Here is a 15,035-nt window from a genome sequence, read left to right on the forward strand (position 1 = left end):
TTTATGGGTGTTGAATATTTCGGGGTTATACCATTTGGCTTTCGAGTGAATTTTCTTTGTCTAGTGGATACACGGAGGCCGCGAATTTAAAGGCCGCAGGGACAAAATAAAACGAAAGTAGCGTTGTGAGTAGAGTACCGCCTGCGATGGCAATTGCAAAGGGAGGCCAAAATCCACCGCCAGCTAAAATTAACGGTAAGAAGCCACCAATCGTGGTAATCGTGGTAGAAGTAATGTGGCGTCCACAACTGCTGACTGCTTCAACAATAGCATCTCTGTTTCCCGCTACCGCAGCAGGGCTGGCTTTGAGTTCAGCCAATATGACAATGGCGGCATTGATAGCAAGCCCCACCAAACCCAGTAAACCAATGATCACGGTAAAACCAAACGGGTAACCAAAAATCCAGACAGACAGTAAGCCCAGTCCGGCGGCTTGTGCACCGACTAAGAAGATGATCCCGCCCAACCTGAATGAGTTAAAAGACACCACCACAACCGCAATCAACAACGTAATGACTATGGTCAGGTTTGCCATTAGTTGGTTAACAGACTCATTTCGCTCAGCCGATTCTCCTCCAAACTCAATTCGATAACTCGGGGGCAACTGAATGTTGGCTTCGGCGAGTTTTTGGTTGAACGCATTGAGTGCGGTTTGAGGCAGCACGCCTGCAGTAAGGTAGCCTTCAATGACATTAACACGTTCACCGTCACGACGAGGAATGGCGCCTCGGCTTGGCTCTACATTCAAATCGGCGATGGCGGTAAGAGGAAGATCTATTGGTCCTTCATTGCCAGCTAGCGGCAATCTGATCCGGCTTAATTGGGAAAGGCTGGTGCGTGATTCGTCATCCACTCTGACTCTCACAGGAATTGATTCTGTTTCTTCAATCACGCTGCCTTGCACAATACCGGACATAGAGGCGTTAAGCAGCGTGGCAACCTCGCTGAGGGACATACCTGTCAGTTGGCTTGCTTCTTCATTCACATTGATGGTGATTTTTGGCACGCCGGGCTGCAAGGTTTCGCGAGTGTTGATCACATCAGGTGTTTGCGCCATCAGTAGACGTATTTCTTCGCCAATTTCACGCAATGTGTTGAGGTTTGGCCCGTATACACGAACTTCAAGTGGTGCATTAAACGGAGGGCCTTGTTCAAGCTTTCTAACCAAAATTTGGGCGTGAGGCAGGGCACGAGAGAGCTCACTTTGCAGCTGAGGGATCATTTCGTTTGCGGCACTAAAATTTTTGGCTTTTACCATGGCTTGAGCGAAATTTGGTGCGCCACGTTGTCTACCCATCATGTTGTAGTAGAACGATGGGTAGTTGCTACCTACCACCCAGCCAATACTCTCCACATCGTCATTGTTTGCCATGATGCTGTCGATTTCTTGCGTGGTTTCCAAAGTGGCCGTCATGCTGGCTTGCGGCGCTAGGTAAACCTGAATTTCAAACATGTCTCGGTCTGAAGGTGGGAAGAATTGCTCGGTGAGCTGACCTGCTGCCCAAAATCCTGTCATGGGCACGATGAACACTAAAGGAATAGTGATCAGTGGGAAACGAATAGCGCTATGTATAGACGTTCTAAACAGTGCGCTTAGCCTAGGAAGTGTAATGCCAGCGTGATACCAACGCGTGCTGGATTCGCCTGCAGGCAACCATCTTGCAGCAAAGGCAGACACGAGCAGTTGGGATACCAGGTAAGAGCCAATCAAAGAGAAACTCACGGTGATGGCGATAGCGCCAACAAATTCACCAGCCGGCCCTGGCATTAGGAAGATCGGAGCGAAAGCCAAAATGGTGGTGAGGGTCGATCCCAGAAGAGGTAACCAAAGGTGGCGAATCGCGCGCATGGCGGATTCTAGTCGTTTCACGCCTTGCTGGCGGTAGTGCTGAATGGTATCGACCATTACGATGGCATTATCCACCATAATACCTAGCGATACGATCAAGCCCGTGACGGACATTTGGTTTATCGGTAGGCCAGTGAAACTCATCAGCGCGAGCGTAAATGCTGAAGCAATGGGAAGCGATAGTGCAACCAACAATGCGGAACGAAAACCCAAAGTAATAAACAGAACAATGAGCACTAGCCCAAAACCAAGGAGCAGGCTTTCGACTAAATCAGACAAGCGAGTTTCGGTATAACGTGCCTGCTTGAAAATAGGTTCAAGCGAAATATTGGCGGGTAGTTCAGTGCGAAAAGCGTCTAGCATGGTCTCTGCTGATGCTGTCCAACGGTCTACACGAATATCACTTTGCATGCGTGCTGATACAAGTACCGCGGGTTTCCCATCCATAATCGCTATTTGGGCAGGCGGAGATGCAGCGGCTCTTTCTATCGTGGCAATATCTTGAAGCCTAACCAGAAAACCATTGCTATCTATGGCAACGGGAACGCGTTTGACGCGGTCTATAGAATTGAGCGCTCCTGCGACTTCGAGCTGAAAACGTGCGTCTTTACTGTGAAGTTCACCAGCAGCATTTTTTGCGTCTGCACCAGAAATTGCGTTGGATAGCGACAGGGCGGATTGACCTAATGCGCTTGACGCGGCGACATCCAATGTGACCAAAATTTCCTCATCGGGCAGGCCATGGATATCGACAAAGTCCGTATCAGAAAGGTTTCGCCATCGCTTGGCGAGCTCACTGGCATAGCGACCCATGATCAAGGCGTCAGGTTCACTGCCACCTTGCCATTGGAGCGCGACGATGTAGGTAAAGGCGTTGGAATGGTCATTGTCAAAATTAGGTGCCAAGGCACCTTGAGGAAGCTGTGGCGTTGCATCGCCTAACTTATCGCGAATCTTCGACCAAACCGGTTCAGCGTTGATTATTTCATCATTTAGCTCAACGGTGATCACTGAAATACCGGGTTTAGATTGTGATTCGATGAGGTTAATGTCATCTAAACCTCGAAGAGAGCGTTCGATCTCTTCGGTGACGAGGGCTTCAACCCGCTCTGCACTTGCGCCGGGGTAAACGGTGGTGATTGTCGCCCATCGGTTGACCAAGGCCGGATCTTCAGCTCGGGGTAATGTCGACAGTGCCGATAGCCCTGAGACCAAAACTAGCACAGTAAACAACACCAATAGTCGTGTATTTTTGAGCAGCTTTTCCATGATGCTTACTCCGTCAATACTTGGACTTGTTGGCCAGCAATGACGCGGTGTAATCCTTCGATTACGACGAGTTCACCGTCGTCAATTGCCCCCGAAACGTACGCATTTTTGTCGTCAGCATGAAGCACCTGCACAGAGCGGCGTGCTATCTCATGACTGCCACTCTCGTTCGGAACCGCAGCGTACACATTCCACATGCCGCGAAGTCCATCTGTAACGCCTGCGAGCGGCATCCAAAACCCTTCATCAGGAGAAAGGTAATTGTATTGTAGGTAAGCCAGTTCGCCGTTTATGGCTGACGTTTCTTCAGGCAACAGAAAGCGCAATGTGATGGTACGCGATCGCATATCAATGTCTGCGCCAGGGTTAAGTAACTTGGCAGGATATTGCTGACTACCCACGCGAATAGTTGGATCTGTCATCTGATTGATATCGGCCAACGCTTTAACGGGGATGCCGATTTGTGCTTCTTTTTGTGAATCCGCCAACAAGGTTAATGTGGGTGCACCCATGCTGACTACATCACCATTGGACACGAATCGATGGCTGATTTTTCCGCTGTAGGGCGCGTAGATAGTCGATTTGTCTTTGCGTAACGCACTGGATGCAAGTGATGCATCAAGCTGACGAATATTGGCCAATAGGGCGTCACGTTGGCTGGTCAGGGAATCGATTTCTGAATCTGCGCTGAAGCCTTTTTTCTTAAGTTGACGTTGGCGTTGCAGATTGTTTTTGATCAGGTCGAGTTGTGCGTCCAGTTGTTCAAGCTGCGCAGAAAGTTGCTGAGATTCTGTATCAAGTAACAGGGTATCGAGCACAATGAGTGGATCGCCTGCTTGGACCGTGTCACCCACATCGACCATGAGCGCATTCACTTTTCCGCCGAGTTCAAAACCGAGATTGGCGCTTTGCCCAGCTTGAACGGTTCCCACGAATTCTCGGTTAATGGTGTATCCGGGAGTCATTGCCACTGAAAGCGTCGTCACTGATGGAACGCTCTCTGGCGGCGTTTCTTCCTGAGCTTGTGTTTCTTTATTGCACGCCGTCAGTAGCGACAGGGATGCAACAAGAACAATCGTCGACGCATATCTAGGCATGGCAAAATACTCATAATCCGTTTAGTATTTAGACTAGACTGTCTAGTCCATATTGATCAAAAATAAAGCAATCAAACTGGACTGTCTAGTTTGATTGCTTTATTTATCTCCTGTCGTTTCATTTAAGGAACATTAATGACAACGCATCTTAATCAGCGAAAAGAGCAAAAGAGAAAGCAAATCTTAAAAGCGGCAATCGAGCTCTTTTCAAAGCAGGGCTATGGCATTTCAATGGATGCGATTGCAGAGCATGCGAAAGTCAGTAAGCAAACGGTCTACGCGCACTTTTCCAGTAAAGATCACCTGTTTGAAACCTGTATTATCGACAAGTGCATGACGTCTGGGCTGAATTGGGATCTGAAAAGTGATAAACGTCCTGCCCATGAAGTGTTATGCGAATATGGTTGGCTTTTTCAGAGCATGCTATTGGGTGAAGAGGCGAGGCATACATTCCAGAACACTATCCGTCAGTCTGATACACACCCTGAGATTGCCAAAATTTTCCTTGAGCAGGGGCCGAAACGTAATATCGCGTTGCTCAGTGATTATTTAGCCACGTTGGTGAAAAACGGTGACTTGCCTTGTTGCGAAGACACAGAAGCCGCGTCGATGCAGCTTTTGCTGATGCTGCATGGCCGTCCCGTTTACTGGGGCTTTTTTGGTTTTGACGCAGGTGAAGATGAAACAACGCGTCGCAGTTACATCAATAAGTGTGTGGAGGTGTTCCTCCGTGGATATGGGTATCCCTCCCATCTGCTTTGAGGATCAAACCACCAAATCGTAATGGTGATTTGAACAGGAGCAGCTAATTATCAATCGCTTTTATCCGCTTACCATCAAAGACTTGTATTCGTCGAACGCAAACTGATCGGTCATTCCACTGATGTAATCTTGCAGTAGTCGACAGCGTAGATAGAATTCCCACAGCGCTGTGCTCTCAGCCGTCATCTCTTCTTTCAATGCCAAACTGTATGCTGCAACATGTTTACCAGAAAGCTTATTAAACAATCTGCGTTCTACCGGAAAATAGCGTCCATCACCGTCGACAATTTTCTTAAAATCGTCTAATGGCAAGTCTAGCAACGGACGATATTGATCGAGCAAGCCGCCAATAATTTTATAACCCTGTAGCTCTAGTGTTTCCACTTCAGGGGCATTAAATACGTGATTGATCGCGACCTGCTTGAAGGTTTGCGTGATGGCATGAAATTGGCTGTTGTCTTCAATCAAAGCACGGTTAAATTCTCCTGTGAAAACAGTGCCAATGTGGTCGGTAAATTGCTTTGCGGCATGATTCACTAAAGGGTGAACCATCACAACGCGCAGTTTGATGAAGAACTTATGAGTTTTGCTGATTTCGTCCACTTGAGCGTCGTTGTATACCCAATCTAAAAGCTCGTCGAAGGTTTGGTTTTTTTTGATCGGGCGATTCTGTGGTTCGAGCGTTTGATAGGTGCTTTTAAGGTGTCCGGTTAACGCTTCGAGCGACAGAATGCGTTTTTCTACCGCATCTTCTAAGTCAGCCATGCAGTAAGAAATGTCATCGGCGGCTTCCATGATGTAGCTAAGCGGATGACGACAGTATTTTTCCATCTCGAGTTCGCGCATCATGTCTTCTACGTAGCGCGATTCCGTCGCGTAGTAACCGACCTTCTTGGTGAGATAGCTTTTGCACGCTGGCACGTCTTGTTTTGTTTCCGTCGCTGGGCGCGTGTATTTCAACACGGCGGCGGCTTGGCTGTAAGTTAGGTTAAAACGGTGAAGGGAGTGAACCAACCTAATCGCTTGCGCATTGCCGTCGAAATGGCAAAGCTCATGGATAATGGGTTCAATCAATGCGATGGGCAGCTTCGTCATTAAGCCCGACATGGGTTTAAGCTCGGTCAAGTTTTGAGTAAACCAGCGGTTAATGGCATCTTCGCCGCAGTGCCCAAACGGTGGGTTTCCCATGTCATGCATCAAGCAGGCAATTTCCACCAAGGATTCAATTGCTCGTTCAAGGTCTGATAAACCATATTGCTGTTTTTGGCTTTCATCCAGTTGGTCGTAGATGGTATGCACGATAAAGCGGCCAACCTGCTGGACTTCCATGGAATGCGTCAGACGGCTTCGTACCGCGGAATTACGCTCGAGTGGGAATACTTGTGTTTTTTGCTGTAATCGTCGAATGGGTGCAGAGTTAATGATGCGTCCACGATCGCTTTCAAACGCCCTTTGTAGGTTACTCCCATAGGGCTGGGGGCGAGCGAAGCTGATTTTCTTGCTGAAATCAATCGTAGACATTTAGGCTTCCTTGGCACTAAGCAACGTTATTTCATCACCTTAGCGCTGGAAGATAATAATGTACATAGTGACGGTAACAGAGTGGAGGTTCGAGACTCTGTTGGCGACCACAATGGTTTCGTGTAGACAGACTGTTGATGACTTATGGCTAGAAAATTCGTGAAATAACCGCGATACCGGCAACAAGTCCAAAGGTAAAAATGGTTAGGCCTAACACATACTGGTGCTTTCGATTTGGTACTGACATGCTGAAATTCCCTGTGATTCAAGTCGAGCATTGTGTCACTTGAAATATGATATACGGAATAGCACAGCAATTTGGATGCCAGATTTATAGCATCAATAAATCAATGAGTTATGCCCGCGAGGATTGGAGGCTGATTTTTGCGTGGTAAATTCCACCACAAATTGGCAAGTTCTGTAAATTGTCTATAAAAGCAAAGCAAAACCCAAAAAGAGAGAAGAGTGATGAGTATGATTTCTGGGGTGCACCATGTGGCGCTGATTGTTAGTGACATTATGCGTTCAAAGTATTTCTACGTTGATGTGCTCGGTTTTAGGTTGGAAGCAGAAAACTATCGCGCCGAAAGAGATTCTTGGAAGGTGGATGTCGCATTGCCCGATGGTCGGCAGTTAGAACTGTTTTCGTTTCCACAAAGCCCAGAGAGACCGTCATACCCAGAAGCGCAAGGTCTTCGCCATTTGGCGTTTCAGTGCGAAGACATTGACCTGGTCATTCAGCACCTCCAGCAAAACAAGATCGAATGCGAGCCGATCCGCATTGACCCATATACGCAAGCGCGTTTCACGTTTTTTAGCGATCCAGATGGCTTGCCATTGGAACTCTATGAGTTATCAATTCGATGAATTCTGGTCTTGTCTCGAATTTGGGGCGGAAATGTAAAACCTCGCACTGATAATATGCCATTGGTTAATATGCAACTGATGGATTTACGGATGAAGGAAGTACGCCGCTGGCGACGATTTAGGTGTAACCCACGTGTGAAAGGGCAGCTGCTATGGGCGCATAAGTTCTTGCCGCGCGTGAGTATAGTGATAACCGATATTTCTGAAAAGGGCATCGGGTTTGTATCTGAATGGAAACTCGAAGAAGGCCCCTGTGAGTTACGGGTAAATTCTATGCCGACCTTTTTCGTTGTCATCAAACACAAAGGGGCGATCACTCGTCAAGGGCGTAAAGTGTATCGCTATGGTATCTCGTTGCGCCGAAAGCTTCATTCTGTTCAGCTGGCACAATTTCGTGAATCGCGGAAAGCGGCGTGATGTTAGCCTTGGGTTATCTGCTTTGCTCTCACCTGACGATCTATCCATTTACTCACTTAGCGATAGACTTTTCCGCCGACTCGCACGGTTTCGGGGACGGTTTTAATTTTTGTTCCTCTCAAATACAGATTTCCACCCACGCGTAAATCGGGCGGCAGTGCGGTGATGCCCGTATTGGCGAGATAAAGATTCCCCTCAACATTGAGCTTTCGTGGTAACGCTTTAATAGGCGTATCAACCAAGCTCAAATCGCCTTTGACGTTCAAACCTCTGGGCAGCGACGTGACCTTTGTGCCAGTCAAATTCATGTATCCACCCACATCGACTTTTGGCACGCGTGTGAGTTTGGAATGTGATGCGTTCAAGTAACCCGCAACCTTCAGTTCCTTGGGCAAACGGGTAATATCGCTACCTTGGATATCGAGAAAACCTTTAACATCCAAAGGATCGGGCAGTTCTGTGATTTTGGCGTTCTTCACTCTTACATTGCCATATCCATCAATATAGCCATGAAGTTTAATGGTATCGACGAACTGTGTGCCTTTCTTGTTAAATGCCAAAGCAGTGCTTGGGCTAAGCATGATCAGAATGGTGAGAAAGACGTTTATCGCGAGTTTCAACGGCACGTATCCTAAAATGTTCTAGCGATTATTGATGGTATTCTATTCCTATAGTGCTGAACATATATAAAAAACGCTAATTGTCCCAAGAGTTGCTAAATAAAAAAGTTGGATTTACTTAACGTTGTTGAAATCTGCTTCTAATGCTTCCAATAAACGTTTTCCCGCTTCGCCTGCGTTCTCAATATACTGTTTCCTAATGGGATCAGAGGCTTTCTTGAATGCGGCTTTTTCGCGTTTAGTGAGCGTGACCATGGTCATGCTGGGCTTGGATTTTTTGATGGTCTTCAGCTGTGCTTTGTTCAGCTTGGTTTGTTGCTCGAATATATAGGGCGAGAGCTCTTCTATTGTTTCGCTGAGAATGCGTTTATGCGCGGAGGACAGGGTTAAGTACCACGCTTGATTGGCGAGTACGGAGGTGGTGAATTTTTGTTGTCCGGACCAAATAAGGTATTCGGTGACTTCGTAGAACTTCATTTCTTCAATTGAAAATATTGGATTGCTTTGTCCTTCGATAATGCGGGCTTGTAGTGAGCCGTACACTTGCGAATAAGGAAGAGGTAACGCTTGTGCGCCAAAAAGTTTGAAGGTTTCTATCACCAATGACGAGTTCATCACTCGCATTTTAAATTGGTTAAAATCCCGTGGCTTTCGAATGAGTTTATTGGTGGACCACACCATGTCACCTTCGAGATAGATCGTCATTAATCGCAGGTCTTGGTCAATCAATGCATTGCCCAAAATCTCATAAAGCGTGGGGTTAGAGGAAAGCACTCGTTGATTGAGTTCGTCGTCGGCAGAGAAAAGGTAAGGAATCGTGAACACTTGCATTTCTGGCACTTGGGCTCCGATGATACCCATCGAAGCATGGGTCAGTTGCAAGGTACCAATGGCAGTGAGTGCAGTAAGGTCTTCTGATTCGCCGAGCATACCGTAGGAATATATATCAACAGCAACCTCGCCTTGAGATTTGTCTTCGACTTTTTTCTTGAACGCCTGCGCATAGATATCCTGCACCGAGCCTTCAATTTCTTCGAGACCAAAGCGCCACACTGCTGGTGGTTCAGTCGCCGCTAATGAATGGGTGAGCATCGTCATCCAAACTAAACAAATCGCAATGCCCTGCAAAAATACCTTTCTTATCTTCATTATTCTGCGTCCTTTTGCAGTCGTCTCAAGGTGATGAAATCTTTCCCTATTAAGTTGATAACGCAAAAAACGCATTGCCATCAGTGTATTCAATGAGACTTTGCGGCAATAAAACAGTGATGATGTCTGATTTTTGCTTGAGGGAAACCGAAACGTTGCTTGCTGGCTTTGATGCAGTGTAGCAATTGTGAACAAAAAATACGCATAGCGCTTGGAGTGTAGTGGGCTAATTAACCATGATGGTTATGGGATATTTCATGACAAGAATAAAGTGAGAGTCCTCTGTATTTTATACCCATCTTATTCAGTAAGCGGTCATAAACTTGCGCGGGGAAAATCGTCAACATCAAGGGAGAGATTGCAGTAAGTAGTTATTCTATTAGTAAAATCTCTGACTCAGCGATTGACGATTTTAACCAGCAAGAATGACTGAATACGTATTTTGATTGGGATTGTTATCGGATAAGGAAATTCATCATGCACAAACCAATAATGTACTCTGCAATTGCCTTGAGTATTGCTACCGCGCTTCCTGCATGGGCGGTAGATTGTACTGCTTTGCCTACGTGGGAAACCTCCGCGGTTTATAACGGCGGTAACCAAGTTGCTTTTCAAGGTGAAGCGTTTAAAGCCAAATGGTGGACATCTGGGAAGAACCCTGCGGAGAATTCCGGTCCATGGCAAGAATGGGAATCCCTCGGGCAATGCGTATCAGGCGGAAATGTGCCCCCTGTTGTCTCCGTTACGTCACCTCTTAACAATACCCAGTTTACTGACGGCGATACGCTTTCTCTTTCTGCCTCCGCATCGGACAGTGATGGCTCGGTTAGCGATGTCGAATTTTTCGCCAATGGCTTAAGCCTTGGTGTCGTTAATGCTACGCCGTATACCTTGAGCTGGACGGCGACAGAGGGACAATACACCATCAGCGCAGTGGTGACGGATAACGAAGGTGCGTCCAGTGAGCAGAGCGTTTCAGTCACGGTTGTTCCGCCAGATTTCGGATTCCCGCCAAGTGCACAGTTAACGAATCCAACCAGCACATCACAAATCAAAGTGGGTGATAATGTGCCGCTGCAAGTGCTTGCCTCTGATGCTGACGGTCCAATTGCGCGTGTTGATTTCTATGTCGATAACCAGTTGGTCGGTACTGATAACACGGAACCATTTGAAGTTAGCTGGCCTGCAACAGAAGGCAGCCATACCTTTAATGCTAAAGCGACGGATCAAGATGATCTTTCTGCTTGGACGGGTGAAGTTTCCGTCAGTGTGGCGGGTGAAAGTGTTGGTGGTGGTTGTGCTGGCGTGCCGACTTATAAAGCCGGTACACCTTACGGGGCTGGTGACATCGTACAAAACGGTAACTACAAATATCAATGTGATGTGGGCGGTTGGTGCTCATCGAGTTCGGCCTGGGCATACGAACCGAAAAACGGTGAGTATTGGACCGATGCTTGGACAGAGCTGGGTATCTGTGCCATTGGGCCCACTGTCACATTTACCACGCCTTCGGACAACGCTACGTTGCTAGCTGGGGAGCCGATAGTCATTGCTGTTGATGCAACGGATGCAGATGGCAGCGTAGATGGCGTAGAGTTTTTTGCGGCGGGACAAAGTCTTGGTGTCGATGCCACTGCGCCTTACCGTGTTAATTGGTTGGCGCAAGGCATGGGTGAAATCAGCCTAAGTGCGGTTGCGACCGACAACGAAGGCAACACGGGAAATGCAGGTGTGCTGGTTAATGTGAGTGACCAACCGCTGGTGGCGAGTCTCACGTCACCGTCTGCTGGCACGACAGTCGGCCTGGGCAAAACCGTCGCACTGACGGCAGAAGCCAGTGCATTGAACGGCAGCGTATCAAAGGTTGATTTCATCGTTGATGGTTTGATTGTTGCTTCTGATTCGAATGCGCCATACAGCGCTAATTGGACTCCGGGCGCAGCTGGAAGCTTTACGGTCTCTGCACTAGCAACTGACAGTAACGGTTTAACGGCGGCAACTTCGGGTGTTACTGTGAAAGTGTTCGAACAGTCAGCGGTCAAACACAAATTGATTGGTTACTGGCACAACTTTGTGAACGGCGCAGGTTGCCCGTTGAAGCTTAGTGAAATGTCTGAAGCGTGGGATATCATTGATATTGCCTTTGCAGAAAACGATCGCAACAGTGATGGTACGGTTCACTTCAACCTTTATAACGGTGATATTCGCAGCAGTTGTGCGCCGCTTGACCCACAGGTGTTCAAGCAAGAAATGGCCGCATTGCAAGCTAAGGGCAAAGTGTTTGTTCTGTCTTTGGGTGGTGCTGAAGGCACAATCACACTGAACAATGATACTGATGAAGCTGCGTTTGTTTCTAGCCTGACAGAAATCATTAAAGAATGGGGCTTCGACGGCTTAGATATCGACCTTGAAAGCGGGTCTAATTTGCTTCACGGTTCGCAAATTCAGGCGCGCTTACCTCGTGCCTTGAAGCAGATTGAAGTGAACATGGGCGGTGATATGTATCTTACCATGGCACCAGAACATCCTTATGTTCAAGGTGGTATGGTTGCATACACAGGGATCTGGGGCGCGTATATTCCACTAATTGATGAGTTGCGTGATACGCTCGATTTACTGCATGTCCAGCTTTATAACAATGGTGGCATGCCAAACCCTTACCTTGCGGGTGCAGCGCCAGAAGGTTCGGTAGACATGATGGTTGCCCAATCAAAAATGCTGATCGAAGGGTTTGAGCTCGCAAATGGCACTATGTTTGCACCGCTTAGAGACGATCAAGTTGCGATTGGTTTGCCGTCTGGGCCAAGCTCTGCCAACTCAGGTCAAGCACCGACACGTAACATTCTTGATGCGCTCGATTGTGTCACCAAGGGCACAAGTTGTGGCACTGTGGTTCCAGCATTTAACTACCCGAATTTTGGTGGTGTGATGACATGGTCAATCAACTGGGACCAGCACGATGGTTACAATTTTTCAGGCCCAGTGGGTGATAAATTGAAAGCCATGAATGCAGGGCAGTGATAATTAGCTTATCGCTTGGCTTCATTACAACGTTTGATAATCTAAGCGGTATGTAATCAAGCAAGTATGTAGTAAATACAAAATCGGCAGCCAGTCTGCCGATTTTTAATTCCTGTCTTAACTGTCGGCCTGTCTCGTAAGCATGACTTCATCGATTAGTCTTCGTTCATATACTTCGTTCAGGCTTTTTATGGCGTAGATAAATTGATGACTCATCATGTTGGCGGCAAAACCCTAAAAGGACTCTCCTTTTTGTTTTCTCAGTTACCCAAATCAGAGAAATGGCTGCATATGCTAACCATGACCTGGGTATTGTTTCAGTTAGGTACGTCCTTTGGCATGCACGTTCATGCGGATACCACAGAAGTGCAGCTCACTTGGATAGACAAATCGCATATGTATGGCGGGTTAGGGTTGCTGGTGGTGGCGACGTTATTTTTCATTATTGTTCTGAATCGCCGTTCGATGGCTGATTTATATCCTTGGGTGAGCGGGGATTTCAAGTCCATCAAGGAAGATATTGGCTCGTTGTTTAAATGGCACTTGCCTGAGCCTCGGGCTGGCGGATTAGCCGCAACAGTAGAAGGGCTAGGGTTGCTAGCCTTGCTGTTGGCTGTATTTACCGGAACGCTGTGGTTTGGGTTCTTCACTTTTGGCAGTGCTATCGCTCCCGATTTTCTCTCTATTCATAAAACCGCTGTTGGGGCTATTGAAGCTTATATATACGGTCATGGCCTCTTTGCTCTGTTGCATTTACTGACATGGTGGCAAAGCAAATGATGTATTCCTTTTTTACCTGTAGCCAATAAGCGATATGCAAATTAGTGTCTATAATTTTGTCATATATCAAATTGTGTCAGGTAAATATGAGAGGCATCCAAGATGGAAACATGGAAAGAAAAAGAAGTTGCCGAATTTGCTGTTGCTGTGATGTCTAAACGGTCGGTGACGGGTGTAGGCGCTGAGTACGAAAAATCAGGTAGCGGTAACGACTGGCAAGGTTGTATTCGACTTGAGTTTGATGGATTTAGTGATGCTCGCATCCTGAATCTGGATCATATTTGGAAAGACATGATTGAAAATGAAAAAACGATGTTTTCTGGTGAGGTATTGGCGTGTGAAACCGTTTCGAGCAGTGGCGAATCTGTTTTGCTCAATACGCCTTATGAAGTTGAAATTAGAGTGAGCTATTAACGCTGTTTTCTTGCCTGTTTAGCAGCATGCTCAACGTTTTCTTTCTTGGGTATGCTGCAATTAACCGTCTCTTCACTGACTAACCTGCCTTATATCGCTCCTCTATCCCCACGTGATTTGACTACTTTTTCCCCGAAATATTCAATGGTAATTGTTAAAAAATTTGACGAATAGCCACTACAGTTATGAATAGGAATCAGTACACTGACCTAACTCTCACTTTGCATGTACGGGTGATATATTGTCGCGATGCTGCGGTAAATGACTCGCCATTAGAGCGTTGGGCTGAACTCGGCGAACTATATCCATTGTGTGCATTCTCTATTCAAATCACAGCTATATTGTCCAAGCACTGGCGGTATATCCAAGCAACCAACAAACTCGCCTTTCGGGAGTCACGATGAATCCTGCATGTTGAGGTTGTTGAGGTAGAGATCATTGTTTGAACTGGGCTAGCCCCGCTATTTTGTCTGCTAGGGAATGAAAGATGCTCAGATTGACGTTATTGGGAACGGGTGCTGCGGGTGGCGTACCGTTGTATGGTTGTGAATGTATTGCTTGCGAAAGGGCGAGATCTCAAGCTGCGTTTGAAAGAAAACCTTGCTCAGCGATGCTTGAATGGGGAAGGGGCGGTGCACAAGAGAGACTGCTGATTGATGCAGGCTTGATGGACCTGCATTCACGTTTTGCGGCTGGCACGTATTATGGATTTCTGTTGACGCATTTTCATGTCGATCATGTTCAGGGTTTGTTTCATCTTCGTTGGGGCAATACGTCACCTATTCCGGTTTGGTGTCCTGATGACCCGCAAGGCTGCGCAGATCTGCTCAAGCATCCAGGTTGCTTGAGTTTTAAACCCACGTTGGATCATGGGGAATCTTTTAATATAAACAGGCTCAAGATCACCCCGCTCGCGATGAAGCACTCGCGTCCCACAATGGGCTTTCTGTTTGAGTATGGGATCATGAGTGTTGCCTACCTGACTGATACAGATGGTCTTTCTGCACAAACCTTAGATTTCCTTCTAGAGCGGCAGCCAATAGACGCTATCGTGCTTGATTGCAGTTTCCCGCCTAACAGTGAAGCTGGGAATCATGGAAATTTAGATATTGCTCGCCTGATCCAAGAAAAGCTTAAGCCCAAGGAATTGATCATCACACATATTGGTCACGATCTCGATCGGTGGTTGATGGAGAATGGCGTACCGAATTGGGTGGAGATTGGACGTGATGGGATGGAGATTTGAAGGTAGAGAAAAGAGCCTGAAGG

At 47.1% G+C, this 15,035-nt stretch carries 12 protein-coding genes; 7 read left to right on the forward strand and 5 right to left on the reverse strand.

The window, feature by feature from the left end:
- Window positions 1-25 precede the first annotated feature (25 nt).
- Together A1OO_RS14190 and A1OO_RS14195 are read right to left on the reverse strand one after the other, a co-directional pair.
- Window positions 26-3,118 (reverse strand): efflux RND transporter permease subunit, encoded by a 3,093-nt coding sequence (locus A1OO_RS14190; RefSeq protein ID WP_017003408.1) that lies wholly within the window; start codon window positions 3,116-3,118, stop codon window positions 26-28.
- A gap of 5 nt (window positions 3,119-3,123) precedes the next feature.
- Window positions 3,124-4,215: an efflux RND transporter periplasmic adaptor subunit gene (locus tag A1OO_RS14195; RefSeq protein ID WP_016958548.1), complete on the reverse strand. Its 1,092-nt coding sequence runs from the start codon at window positions 4,213-4,215 to the stop codon at window positions 3,124-3,126.
- A 135-nt stretch (window positions 4,216-4,350) separates the two neighbouring features.
- On the opposite strand from A1OO_RS14195, the gene A1OO_RS14200 reads away from it, so the two are divergent.
- Window positions 4,351-4,977 carry a TetR/AcrR family transcriptional regulator gene (locus tag A1OO_RS14200; RefSeq protein ID WP_016958549.1) on the forward strand — a complete coding sequence of 209 codons (627 nt, stop codon included), beginning with the start codon at window positions 4,351-4,353 and terminating at the stop codon, window positions 4,975-4,977.
- Between the two features lie 60 nt (window positions 4,978-5,037).
- Here the strand turns inward: A1OO_RS14200 and dgt are convergent, their stop codons facing one another.
- Window positions 5,038-6,498 (reverse strand): dGTPase, encoded by a 1,461-nt coding sequence (gene dgt, locus A1OO_RS14205; protein WP_017003409.1) that lies wholly within the window; start codon window positions 6,496-6,498, stop codon window positions 5,038-5,040.
- A gap of 474 nt (window positions 6,499-6,972) precedes the next feature.
- On the opposite strand from dgt, the gene gloA2 reads away from it, so the two are divergent.
- Complete coding sequence (gloA2, locus tag A1OO_RS14210; RefSeq protein ID WP_198928796.1) at window positions 6,973-7,365, forward strand: SMU1112c/YaeR family gloxylase I-like metalloprotein; 393 nt, start codon at window positions 6,973-6,975, stop codon at window positions 7,363-7,365.
- 90 nt (window positions 7,366-7,455) lie between these two features.
- The gene (locus A1OO_RS14215; protein ID WP_016958552.1) at window positions 7,456-7,782 is read left to right on the forward strand and encodes a hypothetical protein; all 327 of its coding nucleotides are present in this window, start codon (window positions 7,456-7,458) and stop codon (window positions 7,780-7,782) included.
- 56 nt (window positions 7,783-7,838) lie between these two features.
- Here A1OO_RS14215 and A1OO_RS14220 read toward each other — a convergent pair whose 3' ends face one another.
- Together A1OO_RS14220 and dctP are read right to left on the reverse strand one after the other, a co-directional pair.
- Window positions 7,839-8,402: a hypothetical protein gene (locus tag A1OO_RS14220; protein WP_017003411.1), complete on the reverse strand. Its 564-nt coding sequence runs from the start codon at window positions 8,400-8,402 to the stop codon at window positions 7,839-7,841.
- A gap of 114 nt (window positions 8,403-8,516) precedes the next feature.
- On the reverse strand, window positions 8,517-9,551 hold the full coding sequence (dctP, locus tag A1OO_RS14225; protein WP_016958554.1) for a TRAP transporter substrate-binding protein DctP: 1,035 nt from the start codon (window positions 9,549-9,551) through the stop codon (window positions 8,517-8,519).
- Window positions 9,552-10,028: 477 nt separating this feature from the next.
- Between dctP and A1OO_RS14230 the strand changes: the two genes are divergently transcribed.
- The 4 genes from A1OO_RS14230 (at window position 10,029) to phnP (ending at window position 15,012) form a co-directional block, all read left to right on the forward strand.
- Window positions 10,029-12,572 (forward strand): Ig-like domain-containing protein, encoded by a 2,544-nt coding sequence (locus A1OO_RS14230; RefSeq protein ID WP_016958555.1) that lies wholly within the window; start codon window positions 10,029-10,031, stop codon window positions 12,570-12,572.
- A gap of 207 nt (window positions 12,573-12,779) precedes the next feature.
- On the forward strand, window positions 12,780-13,352 hold the full coding sequence (locus A1OO_RS14235) for a cytochrome b/b6 domain-containing protein (RefSeq protein WP_016958556.1): 573 nt from the start codon (window positions 12,780-12,782) through the stop codon (window positions 13,350-13,352).
- A 102-nt stretch (window positions 13,353-13,454) separates the two neighbouring features.
- Window positions 13,455-13,766: a hypothetical protein gene (locus tag A1OO_RS14240; RefSeq protein ID WP_016958557.1), complete on the forward strand. Its 312-nt coding sequence runs from the start codon at window positions 13,455-13,457 to the stop codon at window positions 13,764-13,766.
- A 487-nt stretch (window positions 13,767-14,253) separates the two neighbouring features.
- Window positions 14,254-15,012 (forward strand): phosphonate metabolism protein PhnP, encoded by a 759-nt coding sequence (gene phnP / locus A1OO_RS14245; RefSeq protein ID WP_017003413.1) that lies wholly within the window; start codon window positions 14,254-14,256, stop codon window positions 15,010-15,012.
- The last annotated feature ends 23 nt before the right edge of the window (window positions 15,013-15,035 follow it).

It is taken from the genome of Enterovibrio norvegicus FF-33 (assembly GCF_000286835.2).
GTDB classification, from domain to species: Bacteria; Pseudomonadota; Gammaproteobacteria; order Enterobacterales; family Vibrionaceae; genus Enterovibrio; species Enterovibrio norvegicus_A.

What these genes read in the sequence shown, in the direction of transcription:
- gloA2 (WP_198928796.1), top strand. Translation starts at nt 6,973, where the DNA reads ATGATTTCTGGGGTGCACCATGTGGCGCTGATTGTTAGTGACATTATG.
- dgt (WP_017003409.1), bottom strand. Translation starts at nt 6,498, where the DNA reads ATGTCTACGATTGATTTCAGCAAGAAAATCAGCTTCGCTCGCCCCCAG.
- A1OO_RS14235 (WP_016958556.1), top strand. Translation starts at nt 12,780, where the DNA reads ATGACTCATCATGTTGGCGGCAAAACCCTAAAAGGACTCTCCTTTTTG.
- A1OO_RS14240 (WP_016958557.1), top strand. Translation starts at nt 13,455, where the DNA reads ATGGAAACATGGAAAGAAAAAGAAGTTGCCGAATTTGCTGTTGCTGTG.
- A1OO_RS14215 (WP_016958552.1), top strand. Translation starts at nt 7,456, where the DNA reads ATGAAGGAAGTACGCCGCTGGCGACGATTTAGGTGTAACCCACGTGTG.
- A1OO_RS14230 (WP_016958555.1), top strand. Translation starts at nt 10,029, where the DNA reads ATGCACAAACCAATAATGTACTCTGCAATTGCCTTGAGTATTGCTACC.
- A1OO_RS14195 (WP_016958548.1), bottom strand. Translation starts at nt 4,215, where the DNA reads ATGCCTAGATATGCGTCGACGATTGTTCTTGTTGCATCCCTGTCGCTA.
- A1OO_RS14200 (WP_016958549.1), top strand. Translation starts at nt 4,351, where the DNA reads ATGACAACGCATCTTAATCAGCGAAAAGAGCAAAAGAGAAAGCAAATC.
- A1OO_RS14190 (WP_017003408.1), bottom strand. Translation starts at nt 3,118, where the DNA reads ATGGAAAAGCTGCTCAAAAATACACGACTATTGGTGTTGTTTACTGTG.
- dctP (WP_016958554.1), bottom strand. Translation starts at nt 9,551, where the DNA reads ATGAAGATAAGAAAGGTATTTTTGCAGGGCATTGCGATTTGTTTAGTT.
- phnP (WP_017003413.1), top strand. Translation starts at nt 14,254, where the DNA reads ATGCTCAGATTGACGTTATTGGGAACGGGTGCTGCGGGTGGCGTACCG.